Source organism: Vibrio sp. J383 (assembly GCF_023503985.1).
Lineage (GTDB): Bacteria > Pseudomonadota > Gammaproteobacteria > Enterobacterales > Vibrionaceae > Vibrio > Vibrio splendidus.
This window is the reverse complement of the sequence record NZ_CP097294.1, coordinates 1,829,643-1,849,091: the sequence shown is the minus strand read 5'-3', so window position 1 is coordinate 1,849,091 and position 19,449 is coordinate 1,829,643. Positions and strand designations below refer to the sequence as shown.

Below are 19,449 nucleotides of genomic sequence, written 5' to 3'. Positions count from 1 at the left end.
TCACCCGAGGTTGGAATTTAGAGTGTCGACTTAAGGCTTACTGATTGACGTAACAAACAGAGAAAGGGACAGACAATCTCTCAAACTCTTTGATCCAGCGCCATTGGTTGTCTTGCAGTTTATCGCCAGGGCCTTTGACTTCAATCCAATGAAACTCTTTGTTCTTGAATGCAATCAAATCCGGCATCCCAGTTCTAAATAGCTTTAAATCACTCAATATCACTTTGAAAAGATCAACAATCAAGGCGTTGGGAATAGCTTCCATACTGTGCTCGACGAGTGATCTGGGGAAGTAGTTCCAATGAACAAATGGGTTGGCGATACCGCGCTTCTGGTCATAAATATTGAGTAAGTGGTTCGGCCCATGCTTGAATATAGTCTGAAACACCGCTTCGACCTGTTCGGCTCGTTTGTCTACGAAATCGGAATGGTACAGATCCAGAGGTCGATGTTGGTATCGATTGATAAAGGCGCCTTCAACATCTGCAAAAATGACCTCCCAGAAAGCCAAGCCGAACAAGCCACATAAAAAACTGTTCTCAGAGAAGTAGACATTCCATCCTTGGCTTTCAAAGTGCTGCTTTACCGCAAGCTCGACTCGCGTTTGGTTTAGGTCTAACTCCAGTTTTATCTCTTTGCAGTTCGGTTTTATGGTTCGTGAAACTTTGTGCCCCTTCTTTGTAGATAACATTTGCTTGCGTAATAACCTTTGCTCAAGCTTAGCCGCGACTTCCAACTCTGACACATCCGATGGAGTAGCTTTCATTTGCGTGACAATGTCACACATCAAGTCTAACTCGTCTTGCTTGTCATAGATGCGCGCAAGTCGTTCTCTGCTCGGAGGAAGTGCAGATTGCCTGAACCAAAAGACAGCTTGGTCGTTTAGGTTAAGCCTTTCAAGATCGCGAGCAATATCATTGATCAAACGCGATCGTTTTCTGGCAATGCTTCTGTGTTCTGATTCCGCAGGTATCGACTGTAAAAGCAGCTCAAGAAACTCACTGTCTTTGCGGTCACCTTCTGAATACAAGCGTTGAATATCGCGCATCTGGAGTAATTGATTGAGTTGATCTCTAGAAGTGAAGAAGCGGCGTTGCTTGCTTAATGGGTAGTTCTCAAAGGTATTGAGCCCAAGATCGCTTAAGACGAACTGGCTTAAGTCTTGATAGGTGTTAGCAAAGAAGAGTAACAGCAAAACATCAATAACTTGAGATTCGACAACGTAAATACAATCGAACGACAAGTTTTGGAACTGATCAAAAGGTTGGTGATCAAGTAACGCCAAGAGTTCGTCTTTCTTCGCTGTCTTATTGTTTTTAAGAGATGGAAATGCGCTCAACAGCTCTGGTTTAGTGAGTAAATGCAATCCTAGTTCGACATTGCTAATGACAAGGTCATGTTGTTCGGTGGGATGACTTAACGCAATAAAGCCTGAGGTGCTTAGCTCTTGTAGTGCGGTATTCAAATCAGAAATCTCAACATAGTTGAGTTTATCGCTGCGAAACCAACGGCCTTTACGAGAAAGCAAACGAACCATTAAGCATTGGCTTGAAACGGAAAGACGTTTGTATGCGGACAACCAACGACATTCATCGTCACTCAGGAGATCGGGGTAGAGCGTTTGAGCGTGTTCAACCAACCGATTGAAGTTGTCGAGATAATAAGTAGGGGGGAGCTGAAGAGTGGTTTCTATCGTCAATGGGTTCGTCGCTTGATACAAAAAGAGCCTAACCCTAAGGTTAAGCTCTTCAGTAACAAATTCAATCTTTTCTGATGATTAAGCTTGAGATGCTTTTAGTTCAGAAACTTTAGCTTCAGAGATTGGCTTGGTGACGATTGCAAGAACAATACACACTGCCATCATAGCTGCAGAGATTGTGTAAGCTAGGCCGTAACCTTCGCCGTTTGTCATTGAGTAACCAACAACCGCTGCACCGATAGCGCCGCCAATACCCCATGCCGTGTAAAGCACGCCGTAGTTAGTACCGTAGTTTTTCAGGCCGTAGAACTCAGCAGTCAATGTTGGGAATACTGCTAGAAGCGTACCGTAACCAACAGCTGCGATAGCCGTACCAATGATTAGCGTGAATTCAGAGTTGAACGTAGCGAATAGAGCCATGTTCGCGCCTTGAAGGATGAACGCTAGAAGTAGAGTACGTACGCCACCGATTTTATCTGCAAGCATACCCGCAGCAACACGGCCGCCTGAGTTGAACACAGCAAGGATAGACGCTAGGTAAACTGCGTTTGGTAGGTTCGCTTGAACGCTAGCAATCGTAGTGATGTTACCGATGATCATAAGACCAACAGAAGCAGCAAATGCGTACATGATCCATAGAGAGTAGAACTGAGGAGTCTTCAGCATTACTTTCCACGTTAGGTCTTCAGTCTTCTTAACTGCTTTAGGTGCTTGGCCTGCTTTTACTTTAGGCTCAGCTGGCGTGTAATCCGCTGGTGGGTTGTTGATTGTTGCTGCTAGAGGTACTGCAATCGCAAGTACGCCGGCACCAAGAATCATAAAGCTTGTTTGAATACCCATGCTGTCGATTAGCGCAGAAGTGAGTGGTGCTAGGTAAATAGCAGCCAGACCAAAACCTGCAGCGATTAGACCGTTAACCATACCTTTCTTAGAAGAATGGAACCATTTCATTGCTGATGGCGAAAGACATGCGTAACCGAAGCCGATACCAGCACCTGTCATCACGCCAAACGTTAGGTTTAGCATCATAGGAGTCGTAGCGAAACCAGAAGCAATCATACCGAGGCCAGTAAGCGCTGTACCTAAGATAAGGATCTTACGTGGACCCATACGGTCTTGTAGGATGCCTGCAACAAGAAGACAAACAGAGAATGTGATAGTTGCAATAGCGTAAGGTGCAGATGCTTCAGCAGCACTCCAACCAGCTTCGGTGACTAGCGCCTTGTTAAATACACTCCAAGCATACAGGATGCCAAGACAAAGGTTGATACAGAAGCCTGCTAGCAGGATACGTGATGCTTTATCAATCTTGCTCATTTTTATTCTCAGTTTTGTCGTTGGTTAGTGGTGAGCCACTTAACTAAAGACGGGTTATTGTGATTGTTTCTTCAAAATTAGTTTGCGTTTATCAACAGACAGCGCAAAAGAGCGCGGATTATAACCAATAAAAATGTGATTGGAATCTCTTTTTCCATTTTTGGTAAATAAACTCAAACTTGTTAAAAAGTTGTTTTTTATTGGTTTTGCAATTGTATTTAATACCTTTCCGTTTTGTTCTTTTTAGCGTGGCGAGCCTATTTTTTAAGGTGTTCTTCGATAAGTATTTCTGAATTGCCACGTATTCCGTGCGGATATCACAGAGTTACGAATTATTTTAATTATTTTCTAAGGTTAATTTTGTGTAACAAAATAAATCGAAGTGGAGCTTTGTCCATATGAGACAAGGAGTAACGGTGTTTTATTAAAAACAAAATGTTAACCAGTTGTTGCAGGTGGTTTTTGGCGGTACCTTTGCTTACATTTTGTTCGATTGGAGGGGTTGTGTTGTTGAAAAAAAGTGGGAAAATAGTACGCAAACTGAGATTCCAAATTTGAAAGGATGCGTTTCCAACTTATGGCGAGGCGAGTATTATGAAACTGTTTTTAATTCTATTGATGTCAATTTCTGGTGGTGTAGCGGCAGCTGACCATATCCACTCTTTCTTGTTTGGCTTCTATATTGCTGCATTGGCAGTGGGTAGTTGCTATTGGTTAGCTTTCCGTAGCACGCGTTTCCCACAGTTAGCTCTAATGTTATTGATGTGTGGCTTTTTCGCGAAAATTGCAGTGACAGTTGTCGGTGTTTCTTGGGGTATCTCGAACGATATCATTCAATCGCCGTTCATTTTCTCATTGTCATACCTGTTCTTCTTAGTGGTTGTGTCTTACGTTTGGTTTGCATACCGCGATAAGTTGACGCTAAAAAAACGCGCTAAGCAGGTAGAAGAGTCTCGCAAGGAAGCAGCAGCTTAATTGCAGACCTAATACAGAATTCTAAAAAGAGCTTTCTTCGGAAGGCTCTTTTTGATCTGGCCTTAACTTGAGTGAACTCTAGCTATAAGGCAGATAAAAGAAACCCCAGTATGGTGACATACTGGGGTTTCTTGTTATTTATCTAGCATCTAGCCGCTATCATCTAGCAAATACAGTTCTTAACGCGTGTTACTTCTTCATCAACTTCGCTAGATCGGCAAAGGGATTGTGCGTTGCTGATTGATGGTCGTCTAAACGGGCTTTTGCATCAACACCGTAACGGTCATGATCCGTGTATTTTGAGTGCTCATGATCGTGACAGTACAAGCATAGTAGTTCCCAGTTGCTGCCATCTTCAGGGTTGTTTGTATGGTCGTGATCCACGTGGTGAACGGTCAGCTCTCTTAAATTTGAGTAAACAAATTCACGTGCACATTTACCACAAACCCAAGGGTACAGTTTCAGTGCTTTTTCGCGGTAGCCTTTCTCTTGGCGAGCGTACGCTGCACTCGAGCCTGTGTAATCTGAAGACATTGCCAAATCCTTATCAATTGTAATCTGCCGATTTTATCACAGCTTTCTGGAAGCTGTAGGAATGTCGTGACTAAATCACGTGTCGTACTAACCGATATGGGGCTTAGGTTTGATTGAGCACTTATCTTTTACGTGTGCTATCTCATAAAGTAGGTTATGTCTTTCTGGAATAAGCCATGCTTAACAGTTTGAAAAGAAATTGTATTTAGGGGTTTTAACCAAGGGAGCGTGACCTAATATCAGTTAAAGCTACCCTATATTAATAAGGAAATATCATGTCAGAACAATACACTCCGCCAAAAGTTTGGGTTAACGATGCTGATGGTGGTAACAAGTGGGCAAATATCAATAGTCCTGAATCTGGTGCTCGCTTTGATAAAGAGCTTCCTGTTGGTGACCATGCTTTTCAATTGTATTCCCTTGGCACACCTAACGGTCAAAAAGTCACCATCTTGCTGGAAGAGTTGTTGGCGGCGGGTGTTAAAGAAGCTGAATATGATGCGTACCTGATCAACATCGGTGAGGCTGATCAGTTCTCTTCTGGCTTTGTTGGTGTAAACCCAAACTCGAAGATTCCAGCGCTTGTTGATAAGTCTGGCGATGAAGATGTCAATGTTTTTGAATCTGCGTCTATCTTGATGCACTTAGCTGAAAAATTTGGTCACTTCTTACCTAAAGAGGGGGCGACTAGAACACAAACTATCAACTGGTTGTTTTGGGCGCAAGGTTCAGCACCATTCCTTGGCGGTGGCTTCGGTCATTTTTATTCCTACGCTGATGAGAAGCAAGAGTACCCAATAAACCGTTTTGCGATGGAAGCGAAGCGTCAACTAGACGTGTTAGACAAACAGTTAGCGAATAACACTTTTGTTGCGGGAGAAGAGCTGACTATTGCAGATATCGCAATTTGGCCTTGGTACGGTAACTTAGTACTTGGCAAAATTTACGACGCAGCAGAGTTCTTACAAGTTGAGTCTTACACCAATGTTGTTCGTTGGGCGAAGCTATTAGAAGCGCGTGAAGGTTTTCAGCGCGGTCGAGTAGTGAACCGTTCATTTGGCGAAGAGTGGGAGCAAGTACCAGAGCGCCATTCCGCAGAAGACATTGACCGAGTTTTAAAGCTACGCCCGTAGTGATTTTAAAACGATAGTCGACACCAGTATCTCTAGAGTTTGTTTTAGCGGCCAACGTTAACTCAAACTCTAGTTTTTTGTTCCTACGGATTTTTTCCATAGTAAGTCCACTTATTTAGATTTAGCTATTAAAGGCGGTTTAGGTATAAAATCGCAACATCATAATTCTAAAGGATGGTGCCATGTACCACGGTCATATCTATTTCCCTCTGCGCTTTGCAGAGCAAGCAGAAACACTGCGTCAGAAGATCCTATCAGAACGCAAAGATGTGTTAGAGACTTTCCCATTAATACAGCGTTTGGTTGGCCCGCATAAGATGCCAATGTTTGAGATTCATTTTGCTAACAAAGAGTCGGGTATTGTTGAGTGGCTTGAGCAAGAACGCGGTGATATGTCGGTGCTTATCCACCCGGTAACTGGCGGTGAAGAAACTTTGGATCACACAGTAAGAGCGACATGGCTTGGTCGTGAACTGGGTGTCTTTGAAGAAACGCTGACTAGCTAATTTAATTCGCGCCCGACAGTACGTACCTAATCAACGTACTTAGTAAATATCGCTGCTGTCGGGTGTGCCAATACTCACTTATGTTTTGAACTATGTTCTTCCTTAAATAACTAGCTTCTCCAGCTATTGCCCAGTAACAGTGATACTGCTATCGACACACCTAATGCGATTAATATATTAGGTAAGTACAGTCCCCAAATCGCGACACAAACCGCCACGGTTACTACAGCCCACAACAGTGTTTCTAAAATCCAAGTGCCCATAATATTACTCCTAACTAGATTGTGCGACTAGCATAACCAAGCTAGGGTAAACTTTTGGTCACCATCCAATAACCATTTGGTTAAATCGCTACAGCATGACTTTAACGATGAACTCATTGTTGTGAGTTTCATGAGTAAACTGCCAACCTTGGTTCCGACAAACGCGATCAATAAGCTCTAGGCCGATACCAAAAGAGGTTTGCTGTTTAGAGTCGTTTGCCATGTTTTCATCTTCCAAACGGTTGATTACCTCAAATTGATGTTCTGTCAGTGTGATGCTGATATCTCCGCTACCACCATGTTGGAATGCATTTCGGATTAAGTTGGTGATCACAACCTCAGTTAATTCGCGGGGCAGGGTATGTGCTTTTTGCTCAACCTTGGTTTGAATGTCTACTTCTTTGTTTTTTAAAAGATAACGTTGGCTTTCGATAATGTTATTGAGCAGGGGCTCTAGCTTGATTTGTTCGTAGTTGGTTTCCATTTCGCTATTACGACTCATCCACAACAGAGTTGTTACCAAGGCTTTCATGCTGGTGGCTGAACGTTGGATTCGCGCTACGGCACGTTGACCGCTGTTGGGAATGCTTTCAGACAACCGGACTAACATATCGCCACTGGCTGAAATGGTGGCAATCGGTGTTCTTAACTCGTGGCTGGCTGCTCTTAAGAAAAAGCTCTCACGCTCATTGGCCTGTCGTTCGCCTTGTACGCTTTTAACAAGTCGCGATGCTAATTGGTCGATTTCTTTATATCGAAACTGAGTTAGCCCTTCAGTCTTGTCCACATTCAGAGATTCAGACCATTTTGATAGCGTAATAATCGGTTTGGTGACTCTGTGTATTAGCAAACGAATAATCAAGAATACCAAGAGCAAGAGTGCGCCAATGGCAATGAAAGCATTGTTAATTTGGTTCACGGAATCGGGTGGGCTCTGCTCGAATAAGTTCAAGTAAATCGCTTCATCGTATTCAGAAATGATGTACAAAACTTCTTCTCCACCTGAAATCTTATGCTTGGCGGCGTAGAGATATTGCCCTGACTCACTGTTCGATGAAGGTGCGTAGCGTTCATAAATAGCGTCATTCTGAAATGCTTTCCAGTCAAAGGCCTGTTGAAACTTAGTTGGCACATCTGAGTTGTTTAGAAATGCTTGAAACGTTGGGTTTTGATAGTGCGGTAATTGCCCTGTTTCGAGGTAATGTTGTTCTGCGACTTCTAATTCATACAGGAATCCATACTTTGCCGATTCATTGAGGCCAATTTGGTAGCTTTGAGACACCATCAAACTGTAGATGGCGGTGAGCAACACAACGATGCCAAATAAGTAGAGGTAGATATCACGTTTAATGCTGACCCGATTCATCGTCGCCTGTTTCATTATGGCTCCTCGTGCAATACGACACCGATGCCGTGTACGGTATGAATTAGCTTTGAATTAAAGGGCGCATCAACTACTTGGCGAAGCTTAAACAAATGCGCTTTCATACTATCCGAACTTGGCATTTCATCTTCCCATGCTTCTTCAAGCTTGGCTTTGCTCACCACGTTAGGGCTGTTTCGCACTAGCATCACGAGCATTCGCCAACAGACCGGAGAGAGCTTCAATAGCTTGCCGTCTCTAACCGCTTGGTGCTTGTCTAAGTCCAGTTTGAGATCTGCGACAGACAATGAAGTCACGGAGCCTTGAGCGCGACGTACTAACGCCATCAACCGTACTTTCAGCTCTTCCATCGCAAAAGGCTTCACTAGATAGTCATCCGAACCTACTTCGAACCCAGCGATCTTGTCTTGTAGCGTGTCTCTTGCGGTCAACATGAGAATTGGAGTGGTCACGCCTTGCTGTCGAAGAGATTGACAGACATCGAGCCCATCCATTTTAGGCATATTGATGTCCGTTAAGATGATGTCATAACGCCCCTCTAACGCAAGGTTCAGCCCAGCACTGCCATTGTAAGCAAAATCGAATTCGAAACCGTCGAGTTCCATATAGTCTGCAATGGCTTCTGCCAAGTCGCTGTCGTCTTCAATCAACAGGGCGTTAATACTCATAAGTGTCCTTATTTTGTTTCTCGTTCTCTTTTCCAAGCCCATATAGGCGGCTGAATAAGAAGTTGTAATCGATAGTTCCAATTTGGCGCATGCCATAACTGTTGGCACAGTTTAACGTAGCCGTGGAAATATACCTTAAATGGGTTCACAGAGTTGATTCTAGGAATGACGCCATAGGTGACTTCTTGCTCTTCTTTGGCAAAAGTACCGAACATGCGATCCCAAATGATCAGTATTCCCGCATAGTTTTTATCAAGATACTGTTTGTTGGTCGCATGATGGACTCTGTGGTGTGAAGGCGTATTAAACACCGCTTCGACAGGGCGAGGCAGTCGTCTAACGGTTTCAGTGTGCAATAGCGTTTGGAACAGTTGAACAAATGTTTCACACATCAGGACAACAAATGGGTTAAAGCCAAGCAAAATGAGTGGCAGATAAAAGAAGAATGGGAATAACCAATCTAACGGCCCAAAGCGATAGGCGACCGAAATGTTAAAGTAAGGCGAGCTATGGTGAACTGAGTGGGTTCCCCATGCGAAACCGTTGCTGTGTAGGAAGCGATGCTCCCAATAGTATGCTAAATCAGCCAAGATCAAACAACCAAGAATAGTCCAACCTGTTATCGGCAGTTGAGTTAGGCTAAAGTTCTCGAAAGCGTAAACAAAAGCGCCGATATAGGCTAACCCGACAAAGAAAACAGTCACCAATAAGAAAAATAGTGTGGCTAAGTTCGTCGCACTATCACCCAACATGTTCCAGCTGAGCTTTTTCTTAAAGGCATAGCGGATAAGCTCAAAGATAAACAGAGCCAGAGCAAGCAGTAGAAAGTTGTCATCGACCCAAGTCTCGGTAAGGATGATGCTTGTTTCTGTGAATGTTTGAGAGAGAAAGCTCCCAATGCTATCCAAAGTGAAATCCATAACTAAATCCTTTACTGGTTGTTCTTATAATAGACGTATAACTCGCTAGAATCTGGCAACCCATGCTGATTGAGTTGGTGGTGCTCTATAATCATGTCCACTTCTTTTAAAATCGCGATACCTTCCCAAGCTTGTGCTAGTTCCTGTTCAGTATGTTCACCTTTACTGAGTAGCAGAGTGCCTTTTGTTTTACTTGGGATCTCAATTAAAGATTTGTTTTTATTTAATTTCTTTAGCTTGGTAGGAAAGCCAATAGTGACCGTCGCTTCGCTGAAATCGGAGTTGATGTCTTGATAGATCACAACGACTTGCTGTTGCTGACCTTGTTGCTTTGCGACGTCTTCGTTATTTGCTGCGTTCGTTTCAAGGTTCTGATAGAAAGTCCCCCATAACTCTGGCACGTCATCTAATGAAATAGTCTTGCTTAAGCCTTGCAAAAAAGTCGTGTTTGCAGTGACTTGTGGTTTTTTAGCTACGGGCTTAGTTGCTTCTGACTGAGCTATTGCTGATTGAGTTACTGCCGTTTCAGCTGTTGATGCCTTTTTAATTGGCTGTGCTGTTGAATTAATTGGCTGCTCTGTCGATGCATCCGCAATCGCAGGTTGAATATGTAATACCCCCCAGACAAGACCAGTAATACCGACTGTCGTGAGTAATGAAGCGAATAATTTCATGCTCTTTCCTTGTTGTTCATTTTTCTTATCAAGGACAGTAAAGGAGGCGAGGTAAACAAAAGGTAACCGAGCTCGCTTTTTAGTGGTCAACAGCGAATCCGTCGATTGCCTAAATTGATAATACAGCAATCTGGGACACTTTTTTCCATGTCGGATTGGTAATACTGGCGGCATATTCATTTATGGGCTCAATAATGCTATTCAAATATCCCATCTCACTGCTGACGATTATTCGGCTTAATCCATTAAAGATCGCCGCGACTTGGTTAATGGTATTGGCTGAAAACGTGATGCTTATTCTGCTGCCACTGTTTATTGGTTACGCCATAGACGGCGTGCTAAACCAAAGCTTTCAGCCTTTGATGATGTTGGCACTGATTCTTTTTGTACTGGTGAGCATCAGTGTCGTTCGCCGTTTTTACGATACCCGTGTGTATGGTGCTATTCGCGTAAAACTAGCAAACCTTGTTGAGCGTAACCTGCGCGGTTTATCTATTTCGACCAAAGATGCGCGGCTAACCATGTCTCGTGAGCTGGTTGATTTTTTAGAAGATGATTTACCTACTTTGATGACGGCGGTAGTTCAGTTGGTCGCGACGGTGGTTATCCTCTCAACGTTTCACTTCTCATTGGCGTTTTGCATGTTGTTTGCAGGGCTGTCGATGCTGGTTATCTATGGTGTGTTCCACCGAACCTTTACTCGGCTTAACGGCCAATTTAACGATCAAGTAGAGCAGCAGGTGAAATTGCTGAGCGGCGTTCGTTTATCTGCACTTCGTTGGCACTTTGAGCGCCTAAAGCAGTGTGAAATCAAGCTGTCTGATACCGAAGCTGTTGTCTATGGGCTGATTTTTATCGTGTTGTTTGGCGCGGTCATCGGCAACTTATGGATGGTGGGTCAGCTGACAGAGCCGACCGCAGGGCAGGTCTTTTCTATCGTTACCTATTCACTGGAGTTTGTTGAAACCGCAGTAATGTTACCAATCACATTACAAACCCTTTCTCGTCTCACTGAAATCAGTCAGCGCCTTAATCACACCTCCATTCAACAGGTTACCAAGGAGATACCTCATGAAATTTAAAAAGCCACTTTCTGTATTAGTCGGCTGCGCAGCCATCTTTATCGCGTTGGTTGTCGTTGATGAATTGGAACCTGAAGTTACCCAGCCAGTTAAGAAAGAAGCCGTCCTTGCCCCAGTTTCAGTGTTAGAGGTGACACCATCACAGCATCAATCGACGCTAACGATATTAGGTGTAACTGCTGCGCGTTGGCCTGTGCAGTTGAAAGCGTCCAGCAGCGCACAATTAAAATGGCTAGATGAAAGCGTTGAACCGGGGAATTTGGTTAACAAAGGCGATGTGTTGGCAAGGTTAGATACTAGCGCAGTTGATGCGAACTTGGCTCAGGCGTTGAGCTTATTGAAACAAGCAGAATTGGAATTGAAGCAAGCTAAGCATGAGCAAACGGTCGCGTTAAAAATGCTGAACCCGAAAACGAGTTCGTCTTTTGCTCGTAGAGAGCCTCAATTACTTGCAGCGAAAGCTAATCTCACACAAGCAAAACAGGCTTACCTGAGCGCACAGAAGTTGTTGGAAGAATCAGTGATTACTGCGCCCTTTGATGCAGTGATCATGAAGCGCCATATCAGCCCGAGAGAGTGGATAGAGGCGGGGCAAGTGACTTTTGAATTGGCTGCCAGTGATTCGATTGATATCGAGTTGCCTATTTCTGAAATGCATTGGCAACAAGTTCAAGCCGCACTGACTGAGCCGAGTATCACAGTAGTGAGTCGTTCTGGGAATCAGTGGCCTGCCAAAGTGCGCTATGTGTCGCCGCAAGTTGACTCGGTCACCCGTCAAAGACAAGTCGTGCTTTCGGTTGAGGCGCCTTATCAAAGCAAGGCAAGGTTGTTTCCAAATCAACAGGTTCAGGCTGTGGTTAATCTGGGGCTGAAAGACAACGTAGTCAGCGTACCTTTAAGTGCGATGACACGAGACGGGTATGTGTGGACGTTAGACAACAATGATCGTCTACGTAAAGAGTCGGTATCCCTGATTGGGCAAGGTAATCAGGTGCTCGATATTCGGTTTAATCAGCAAAGTGAACAGGTTCGCAGAGTGGTGCAATATCCGCTTTCTTCAATGTTAATTGGTAAGCAAGTCGAGCCTAACTTTTATCAAGATGATAGTTCAGAATCCATGATCGCGAGCCAATCTGATGATGAACAGATTGAGGAGGTAAACCAATGAGTTGGATGACCAAATGGTTTATCAATAACCCTGTTGCTGCCAATTTGTTGATGATGGCGATTGTTATCAGTGGTGTGCTTGCGTTCGGACAATTGCGTGTCGAGTCGTTCCCACAAATCGCTCCTTCTTCCATCAGTATCAGCGTTACTTACCCTGGCGGTACGGCGCAACAGATCGATGAGAGTGTGACGCAGCGAATCGAAGAGTCAATCAGTGGTGTTGCAGGCATCAAACAGATCACTAGTCAGTCGAGTGCTGGGATGTCTCAGGTCATGGTCCGTAAAACCAGTAGCACAGATTTAGACAAGCTTCTGGACGATATTCGTAATCAAGTCAACGCGATTAATGGTTTTCCCGTACAAGCGGACAGGCCACAAGTTGTGCGTAACGAATTTACCAATTTAGCGGCGTTTGTGGTGGTCTCGGGGCCAAGAACCGATGACGAACTGCAACCTATCGCTAAGCAACTTGAACAAGCACTGAAGAAGAATCCACGTATCTCGAAAGTATCAAATTGGGGAACTCGCACATCTCAACTGGTTATCGAGCCCGATCCTAACCAACTGAAAGCGTTAGGGTTGAGCTTAGAAGATCTCGCAGAGCTCGTTGAGCAGCGTTCGCTTGAGACTCGTAGCGGTGAACTGATCAGTGACAAAGGTCGAATGGGGATTCGTGGTGACGGTTACGCCGATGATTTACAGAAGTTGAATCAGCTTGTCGTGATTTCAGGAAGCAACGGGAAAATACTGCTGGGTGATATCGCCAAGTTAAGCCGAGGTTACCAATACAGTGGTTCTATCGTGCGTAACAACGGCTCTAACGCTATCGCATTATTGGTCAGTACGAGCCAAACCGACAACCTACTTAAAGTCAGCGAAGCGATAAGTGAAACGCTTGATGCCCAACGCGCGATTTTGCCGTCGGATATTGAGCTGAATACCATCGCCGACATGGCACCTTACATTGAAGAACAGCTATTTCGTTTGAGTGAGAATGCATGGCAAGGGTTATTGATCGTTGTCGTTCTACTTGGGATCTTTCTTGAAATCAGGCTCGCCTTTTGGGTCGCGATGGGCATTCCAATTGCGCTGACTGGAACGTTGGCAGCAATGCAGTTGTTCAACTACAGCATCAACGACATCACTCTGTTTGGGTTTATCTTGGTACTCGGTGTGCTGGTGGATGATGCGGTTGTTGTAGGTGAAGCGATACATGAAAAACGGACGGGTAACTGCATCAGCTCTGGGAATTTAAGCATAAATGGTTTCTCAAAGGTAAACGGCCCCTCTGATATAAACGGAAAGATAGCCGCTTGGCAGGGTGTTCATTCTGTATCAGTGGCAACCGTGTTTGGTGTGCTGACAACCATCGCAGCGTTTTCTCCAATGTTATGGATTAATAACGAGCTAGCCAAAGTATTGGCTGGGTTTTCAGCTGTGGTGATCTTTGCGCTGATATTCTCGCTTATCGAAAGCAAGTTTATTTTGCCGTCACACTTGGCTCAGCTTTCTGTGAAAAAACCATCAACGGGTTTGTTCGCCAAGGTTCAGAATGCTGCTCAAGGCGGACTGCAGTGGTTTAACCTCAACATCTACAAGCCAGTATTGGAGTTTGCACTTGGCTACAAAGTTGCGTCCTTACTTGGGTTTGTTGCGGTTATCTCACTGGCTTATAGCATGTGGTCTAACGGTGCGATTCGCAGTGCATTGTTCCCTGAAATTCCGGGGCGTTACATCACCGCGGTTATTGAACTGGAAGATGGCGCGCCGTTGCCTTTACAGCGCGAAGCCTTGTTGCAAGTAGAGCAAGCAATGACACAAGTTGAAAAAGGTTTGATGGACGATTACCCATTACAAGAAAAGCCTGTTGTTAACCTACTTGCCTGGTCTGATGGCTATGGCGAAATTGAAGTCACAGCTGAGCTCACCAACGAATCCTTAAGCTCATTGCCGGGTAATTTATTATTGAAGCGATGGAGAGAAAACACAGGCCAAATAGAAGGCGCTTATTCGGTTAAGTTCAGCGCGGCAGAAGAGCCAGCAGGTGGAACATTCTTAACGATCTCTTCCAATGATCGTGAGCTTGCTTCTAGTGTCAGTGAACAGCTAGCAGATGCTTTAGCGTCGTTGAAAGGTGTTTCAGATGTCTACGACGACGGTCAGGATGGTTTGCCGCAAGTTCGCTTGGTATTGAATCAATATGGTCAGCAACTTGGGTTAACGCAAGCGAAACTGGCTCAGCTAGCAGGTGAAGCGTTTGGCGAAAGAGAAGTTCATCGCCTGTTAGAAAATGGGCAAGAGACCAAGGTGCTTCTGCAATACCCGAGAGAGGAACGCAGAACCTTAGCTCAGCTACAACAGGCAATTATCATGTTACCTAATGGCGGAAGCGTGATGATGGGTGATATTGCCGAGTTTCGTCATGAGCAAGAACCGCAAGTGGTTTACCGCCGCGACCGAGAGCAAGTGATTAACCTGTATTGGAAGCAGAACCGAGACCTGCAATCACCAGAGAAAACACGTGAGCAACTCGAAGATACGATTGAATCTCTGCACTTACAGTTTCCGAGTGTGACGATAAAAGCGGGCGGCGAATTTGAAGAAATCGGTGAGGTGTCGAACGGCTTCAAATCAGCGATGATACTGACGCTCATCATGATCTACATTTTGTTGGCGGTGCCTTTGAAGTCTTACTGGCAGCCGATGATCATCATGGCCGTGATACCGTTTGGCTTTGCAGGTGCGATTTTTGGTCACTACTTGATGGACTTACCCATCAGCATTCTTTCGATGTTCGGTATGATGGCCATGACAGGCATCGTGATTAACGATTCGTTGGTGCTGATCACACGTTTTAATGCTGAATATCGCCAAGGCGTGCCGTTACAGCAAGCGTTAGTCATTGCGGGTACTAGCCGCTTGAGAGCGATTTTCTTGACCACCATTACAACGGTGTGTGGATTGTTGCCATTGCTAAGCGAAACTGCTGAACAGGCGCAATACTTGAAACCTGCTGCGGTCTCACTGGTGTTTGGTGAACTGTTTGCCACTGCGGTAACTCTGATTTTGATTCCCGTGTTGCTTGGCCTGTTTTGCCGCAAGCCTCCGTTGGTTGAAAAAGAACTAGATGAAAAAGATTTAATCGAACAAGAAGCACATAAACAAGATTCATTAGAAGAACTCACTTTGGATCGCTCGTGATTGATTTTATAAAGGACAAAGACGATAGTGAAGCCGAGCTATCCAGTTCGGCGAAGCTAACCGACAGTACGACTAAAACCAATGTACCTGAGACCAAGACTGTATGACGCAAGAGAACAAACCTGCTTTGCATTCAGAGCCTGCCTTTAAACTGGTTCCAGAGCTTGCATTGATTGAATCTTTGCCAGAGCACCTTCAAAAACGCTTTACGCATGCATTGACCTTGATGCATGAAGAGTGGGGTGAACGTCGTACGTGGGAAGAAATCGCAACAGAGAGCGCGATTTCGCCATACCACTTTCATCGTCAGTTTACTGAGTTGTTTAACGAAACTCCGGGTCAGTATCTAAGCCGAGTTCGGTTACAAATCGCGGTGGGTTTGTTGATCAACGATGAGCCGTGGAGCGTGATTGAAATTGCTCAGTATTGTGGCTACTCATCGTCACAGTCATTAGGTAAGGCGCTTAAGCGCGAGCTTGGTGTTACTGCAAAACATATTCGAGAAATGGGCTACAACGCGACGCCTAAGGAAACGGCAGACTTCATCCAGAAGTTGGCACATCCAGGTGTGCAGTCTTCGATGGAGAAAGAGCTAGTTAAATCTATGCCGACCGAGCTGGTTTGGTATCCAGAACGCGGCATGCAAAAGCTTAAACTGGAAGATCCTGATTGGGACACGGTATTTGAAATCTATGGTCAGAAATCGACGCATTTGATGGGCACCACGCCGATCAAGCAAATGAATAATAAGTGGGACGACATCGACGCTGAAATCGGAAATTGGCAAGTCGCGAAAGATCGTTACGATATGACCATTCCTGAAGGCTACTACTTATGCAGCGACGTTTATCTGGTTTCGGATGTGGCGTACAGCACAGCGTTAGAAGCTCTGTTTAAGGCGGTTGAACAACAAGGTTTGAAGTTAGATGTGCAAGGTTATTTGGTAGAGATGATTCGCCAGATCGACACGGATGATGTCGAAGGCGTGACGTTTTCATTCCAGTTGCCCGTTTTAGCGACATTAGAAAAGTAACACCAGACCGAGCGTTTCAGTTTGCTAGCTAATTCCAATAAAAAGGCTCCTCAAATGAGGAGCCTTTGTTTTATTTCAAGGAACCGTTTACCAAGAAACCGGTTATCAAGAGCCCCTGTTCGACGGGTTTAACCGTTAAACAGAGTAGGGGGATTAAGCTTCTGCTGTTACTTTATCGCTGCTCATCTTTTTAAGAGCTGCGTAACCAAAGCCTGTTACTGCCGTACCTGCTGCAATCGCCACTAGGTACATAAGCACTGGAGAGATAGCACCAGGAATTAGTAGTACGAACAAGCCGCCGTGTGGAGCCATTAGCTGTGCGCCAAACATCATTGATAGAGCACCAGTTAGTGCACCACCTGCCATACAAGCTGGGATAACACGCATTGGATCTTTCGCTGCGAATGGGATTGCACCTTCAGAGATGAAACATAGGCCAAGAACGAATGATGCTTTACCCGCTTCACGCTCGCCTGCTTCAAACTTGTCTTTCACTAGGAAAGTCGCAAGGCCCATACCTAGAGCTGGAACCATACCTGCTGCCATGATTGCTGCCATTGGTGCGTAAGTTTGCGAAGCCAGTAGACCAACACCGAATGTGTAAGCCGCTTTGTTTACCGGACCACCAAGGTCGAAACACATCATAGCGCCTAGAATCACACCCAGAAGAATCGCATTAGACGTTCCCATGTTGTTTAGGAAAGTCGTCATTGCGCTCATCACGCCAGATACAGGGCCACCCACGATGTAAACCATCACAAGACCAGTGAACAAACTCGCAATAAACGGAATGATCAGAATCGGCTTGAGGGCTTCCATGGATTGTGGAAGTTGAACCTTGTCGGCAATGAATTTCGCTGCGTAACCGGCAATGAAACCTGCTGCGATACCTCCTAGGAAACCTGCGCCCGTTGAGCTAGCCAACATACCGCCGATTAGACCTGGAGCCAGACCCGGACGGTCAGCAATTGAGAATGCAATGAAACCAGCAAGAACAGGAATCATCAGTGCGAATGCAGAACCACCACCGATAGTCATCAGTGCTGCTGCTAAAGTGCCTTCTTCTTTAAACGCTTCGATACCGAATACGAAAGATAGTGCAATGATCAAACCACCGGCAACAACTACTGGAAGCATGTGAGAAACACCCGTCATTAGATGTTTGTACACGCCTTTCTTCTCGTCAGCAGGCGCTGAATTAGAAGATGCTGTGTGTTGGTATGGTTTAGCTTCTGCGAACGCCTTTTCCATCTCTTGCTTTGTTTTCTTCAAAGCAGGACTTGTCGTTGTCTTGTATAGCGCTTTGCCGTTAAAACGATCCAGTGGAACGTCGATGTCTGCTGCGATGATAACAAGATCAGCGTCTGCGATTTCTTGGTCAGTCAGTTGGTTCTTCGCGCCTACAGAGCCGCGAGTTTCCACTTTAATTTGGTGACCTAGGCGTTTGCCTTCTGCTTCAAGCGCTTCAGCTGCCATAAAGGTGTGTGCAACACCAGTTGGGCAAGCGGTAATCGCTACGATCTTTTTGCTGCCCGTCGCTGGTGAATTGCCAGTGACCGCAACTGTTTTTTCAACTTGAGAAGCGTCTAATACTGTTGCTTCTGCTGCCGCTTTCTCAAGAAATGCTTTTGCATCTGCTGTGCATTCAGAGATAGCCGCTTGGTATACTTTCTTGCCGACAAAGCGCGCTTTATCAACGTTGGTGTTGGCTGCGATAACCACAACGTCGCTGCTATCGATAGTGTCTTGCGATACGGTTGAGTCTGGTAGCACGCTTGATTGACATTCAATAGCGGCGTTCCAACCCAGTGCTTTTGTCGCTTGCTCTAATAAGCCTGCGGCGATGATGCTGTTTGCTACGCCACTAGGGCAAGCTGTGATAATGGTAATATTCATAATAAACCTTTTGTCCTATTTGCTTGTGTCTAACTGGCTAGTTGGAGCACTAAGCGACTGTAATTGGATATTTTGTAGTACTGAATCCAGCTCTTGTTGGCTGGTGATGCCCACGCCTACCTGTGAAACTGCTAGAGCAGATAGGGCGGTTGCGAATTTAATAAGTTCTGGTTTTGGCATCTGTTGCATGTGACCCCAACATAGACCAGCAACCAATGTGTCACCTGCGCCTACCGTGCTTACCACTTGCATACGCGGCGGTTGAGCATGTAACCATTCACCTTGGTTTAGCCACATCACGCCTTCTGCGCCAAGTGACACCACGATGTTTTCAATACCTTTTTCACTTAGGGCTTGGCCTGCGTGTTGGCATTGGTCACGTGTTGTCAGTTCTGCGTTGAACAGCTGAGACAGCTCTTCGTCGTTTGGCTTAATCAGCCAAGGTTGTGCATTGATACCGGCTTTAAGTGCGTCACGGCTGCTATCAAATAGCACCTTCTTACCTAAATCGTGTAAGCGTTGAACCCAAGAAGCGCAAAGCTCAGGAGAGATACCTTGTGGCAAGCTGCCTGCAATTACGAAGTAATCGTGCGTTTCAGCAAGTTCTAATAGGGTTTCTTCGAACGCTTTAATCGCGTCAGCATCGACAGGAACACCTGGGAAGTTGATGTCGCTTACTTGGCCTGAATTTTCTACCAGTTTTACGTTGATGCGAGTTGCACCGTCGACACGGATAAAGCGGTCCGTTGCGCCCATCTGTTCAAACAGTTGGCAGAACGCTTCTTCGTTATTGCGACCAAGGAAACCCGTTACGGTCACTTTAGCGCCAAGCTCTGAAAGTACTTTTGCTACGTTTACGCCTTTACCTGCCGCGTGTAGAGAGCCTTTGTTTACTAGGCTCACTGAACCCACATTAAGTGCGTCGATAGCACCTGTCAGGTCGAGAGCAGGGTTTAGCGTAACGGTAACGGCTTTGATTTGTTTATCAGACATGTCG

General features: G+C 45.3%; 16 protein-coding genes and 1 pseudogene. 7 read left to right on the top strand and 10 right to left on the bottom strand.

Annotated elements, in window-relative coordinates:
• Positions 1-37: 37 nt before the first annotated feature.
• Positions 38-1,720, bottom strand: a complete 1,683-nt coding sequence (locus tag M4S28_RS24555; RefSeq protein WP_249633127.1) for a VRR-NUC domain-containing protein — start codon at positions 1,718-1,720, stop codon at positions 38-40.
• Positions 1,721-1,777: 57 nt separating this feature from the next.
• The gene (locus M4S28_RS24550) at positions 1,778-3,016 is read right to left on the bottom strand and encodes an L-lactate MFS transporter (protein ID WP_017079765.1); all 1,239 of its coding nucleotides are present in this window, start codon (positions 3,014-3,016) and stop codon (positions 1,778-1,780) included.
• Positions 3,017-3,610: 594 nt separating this feature from the next.
• Here M4S28_RS24550 and M4S28_RS24545 point away from each other — a divergent pair.
• Entirely contained in the window at positions 3,611-3,991 is a 381-nt protein-coding gene (locus M4S28_RS24545; protein WP_017079766.1) for a hypothetical protein, read from the top strand.
• A 189-nt stretch (positions 3,992-4,180) separates the two neighbouring features.
• Here M4S28_RS24545 and M4S28_RS24540 read toward each other — a convergent pair whose 3' ends face one another.
• Positions 4,181-4,525, bottom strand: coding sequence for a YajD family HNH nuclease (locus tag M4S28_RS24540; protein ID WP_004730279.1), 345 nt, complete (start codon positions 4,523-4,525; stop codon positions 4,181-4,183).
• 275 nt (positions 4,526-4,800) lie between these two features.
• On the opposite strand from M4S28_RS24540, the gene yghU reads away from it, so the two are divergent.
• The gene (gene yghU / locus M4S28_RS24535) at positions 4,801-5,658 is read left to right on the top strand and encodes a glutathione-dependent disulfide-bond oxidoreductase (protein ID WP_249633126.1); all 858 of its coding nucleotides are present in this window, start codon (positions 4,801-4,803) and stop codon (positions 5,656-5,658) included.
• Between the two features lie 182 nt (positions 5,659-5,840).
• A complete protein-coding gene (locus tag M4S28_RS24530; RefSeq protein WP_012600903.1) occupies positions 5,841-6,164 on the top strand; it encodes a DOPA 4,5-dioxygenase family protein in 324 nt (107 codons plus the stop codon).
• Between the two features lie 110 nt (positions 6,165-6,274).
• On the opposite strand, the gene M4S28_RS24525 is transcribed toward M4S28_RS24530, so the two are convergent.
• The 5 genes from M4S28_RS24525 to M4S28_RS24505 all read right to left on the bottom strand — a co-directional run bounded on the left by M4S28_RS24525 (position 6,275) and on the right by M4S28_RS24505 (position 10,073).
• Complete coding sequence (locus M4S28_RS24525; RefSeq protein WP_017089600.1) at positions 6,275-6,427, bottom strand: hypothetical protein; 153 nt, start codon at positions 6,425-6,427, stop codon at positions 6,275-6,277.
• 88 nt (positions 6,428-6,515) lie between these two features.
• Positions 6,516-7,808: a sensor histidine kinase gene (locus M4S28_RS24520; RefSeq protein ID WP_249633125.1), complete on the bottom strand. Its 1,293-nt coding sequence runs from the start codon at positions 7,806-7,808 to the stop codon at positions 6,516-6,518.
• Positions 7,808-8,479, bottom strand: coding sequence for a response regulator transcription factor (locus M4S28_RS24515; protein ID WP_249633124.1), 672 nt, complete (start codon positions 8,477-8,479; stop codon positions 7,808-7,810). Before M4S28_RS24515 ends, M4S28_RS24520 begins: the two co-directional genes overlap by 1 nt.
• Positions 8,480-8,487: 8 nt before the next feature.
• Entirely contained in the window at positions 8,488-9,399 is a 912-nt protein-coding gene (locus M4S28_RS24510) for a sterol desaturase family protein (protein WP_249633123.1), read from the bottom strand.
• A gap of 11 nt (positions 9,400-9,410) precedes the next feature.
• On the bottom strand, positions 9,411-10,073 hold the full coding sequence (locus tag M4S28_RS24505) for a hypothetical protein (protein WP_249633122.1): 663 nt from the start codon (positions 10,071-10,073) through the stop codon (positions 9,411-9,413).
• A gap of 194 nt (positions 10,074-10,267) precedes the next feature.
• On the opposite strand from M4S28_RS24505, the gene M4S28_RS24500 reads away from it, so the two are divergent.
• The 4 genes and pseudogenes from M4S28_RS24500 to M4S28_RS24485 all read left to right on the top strand — a co-directional run bounded on the left by M4S28_RS24500 (position 10,268) and on the right by M4S28_RS24485 (position 16,556).
• Positions 10,268-11,155, top strand: coding sequence for an ABC transporter six-transmembrane domain-containing protein (locus M4S28_RS24500; RefSeq protein ID WP_249633121.1), 888 nt, complete (start codon positions 10,268-10,270; stop codon positions 11,153-11,155).
• Positions 11,145-12,323: an efflux RND transporter periplasmic adaptor subunit gene (locus tag M4S28_RS24495; protein WP_249633120.1), complete on the top strand. Its 1,179-nt coding sequence runs from the start codon at positions 11,145-11,147 to the stop codon at positions 12,321-12,323. Before M4S28_RS24500 ends, M4S28_RS24495 begins: the two co-directional genes overlap by 11 nt.
• Entirely contained in the window at positions 12,320-15,523 is a 3,204-nt protein-coding gene (locus M4S28_RS24490) for an efflux RND transporter permease subunit (protein ID WP_249633119.1), read from the top strand. The genes M4S28_RS24495 and M4S28_RS24490 overlap by 4 nt, the downstream gene beginning before the upstream one ends.
• Positions 15,520-16,556, top strand: a pseudogene (locus tag M4S28_RS24485) (helix-turn-helix domain-containing protein). The gene M4S28_RS24490 and the pseudogene M4S28_RS24485 overlap by 4 nt, the downstream one beginning before the upstream one ends.
• A 153-nt stretch (positions 16,557-16,709) precedes the next feature.
• Here M4S28_RS24485 and fruA read toward each other — a convergent pair.
• Positions 16,710-18,452 carry a PTS fructose transporter subunit IIBC gene (gene fruA / locus M4S28_RS24480; RefSeq protein WP_249633117.1) on the bottom strand — a complete coding sequence of 581 codons (1,743 nt, stop codon included), beginning with the start codon at positions 18,450-18,452 and terminating at the stop codon, positions 16,710-16,712.
• A gap of 15 nt (positions 18,453-18,467) precedes the next feature.
• On the bottom strand, positions 18,468-19,445 hold the full coding sequence (gene pfkB / locus M4S28_RS24475; protein ID WP_017090852.1) for a 1-phosphofructokinase: 978 nt from the start codon (positions 19,443-19,445) through the stop codon (positions 18,468-18,470).
• Positions 19,446-19,449: the final 4 nt, after the last annotated feature.

Bases quoted from the DNA above. Each gene is read 5' to 3' on its own strand.
- pfkB (WP_017090852.1), bottom strand. From the start codon at position 19,445: ATGTCTGATAAACAAATCAAAGCCGTTACCGTTACGCTAAACCCTGCT.
- M4S28_RS24505 (WP_249633122.1), bottom strand. From the start codon at position 10,073: ATGAAATTATTCGCTTCATTACTCACGACAGTCGGTATTACTGGTCTT.
- fruA (WP_249633117.1), bottom strand. From the start codon at position 18,452: ATGAATATTACCATTATCACAGCTTGCCCTAGTGGCGTAGCAAACAGC.
- M4S28_RS24500 (WP_249633121.1), top strand. From the start codon at position 10,268: ATGCTATTCAAATATCCCATCTCACTGCTGACGATTATTCGGCTTAAT.
- M4S28_RS24490 (WP_249633119.1), top strand. From the start codon at position 12,320: ATGAGTTGGATGACCAAATGGTTTATCAATAACCCTGTTGCTGCCAAT.
- M4S28_RS24540 (WP_004730279.1), bottom strand. From the start codon at position 4,525: ATGTCTTCAGATTACACAGGCTCGAGTGCAGCGTACGCTCGCCAAGAG.
- M4S28_RS24515 (WP_249633124.1), bottom strand. From the start codon at position 8,479: ATGAGTATTAACGCCCTGTTGATTGAAGACGACAGCGACTTGGCAGAA.
- M4S28_RS24520 (WP_249633125.1), bottom strand. From the start codon at position 7,808: ATGAAACAGGCGACGATGAATCGGGTCAGCATTAAACGTGATATCTAC.
- yghU (WP_249633126.1), top strand. From the start codon at position 4,801: ATGTCAGAACAATACACTCCGCCAAAAGTTTGGGTTAACGATGCTGAT.
- M4S28_RS24530 (WP_012600903.1), top strand. From the start codon at position 5,841: ATGTACCACGGTCATATCTATTTCCCTCTGCGCTTTGCAGAGCAAGCA.
- M4S28_RS24495 (WP_249633120.1), top strand. From the start codon at position 11,145: ATGAAATTTAAAAAGCCACTTTCTGTATTAGTCGGCTGCGCAGCCATC.
- M4S28_RS24525 (WP_017089600.1), bottom strand. From the start codon at position 6,427: ATGGGCACTTGGATTTTAGAAACACTGTTGTGGGCTGTAGTAACCGTG.
- M4S28_RS24510 (WP_249633123.1), bottom strand. From the start codon at position 9,399: ATGGATTTCACTTTGGATAGCATTGGGAGCTTTCTCTCTCAAACATTC.
- M4S28_RS24545 (WP_017079766.1), top strand. From the start codon at position 3,611: ATGAAACTGTTTTTAATTCTATTGATGTCAATTTCTGGTGGTGTAGCG.
- M4S28_RS24550 (WP_017079765.1), bottom strand. From the start codon at position 3,016: ATGAGCAAGATTGATAAAGCATCACGTATCCTGCTAGCAGGCTTCTGT.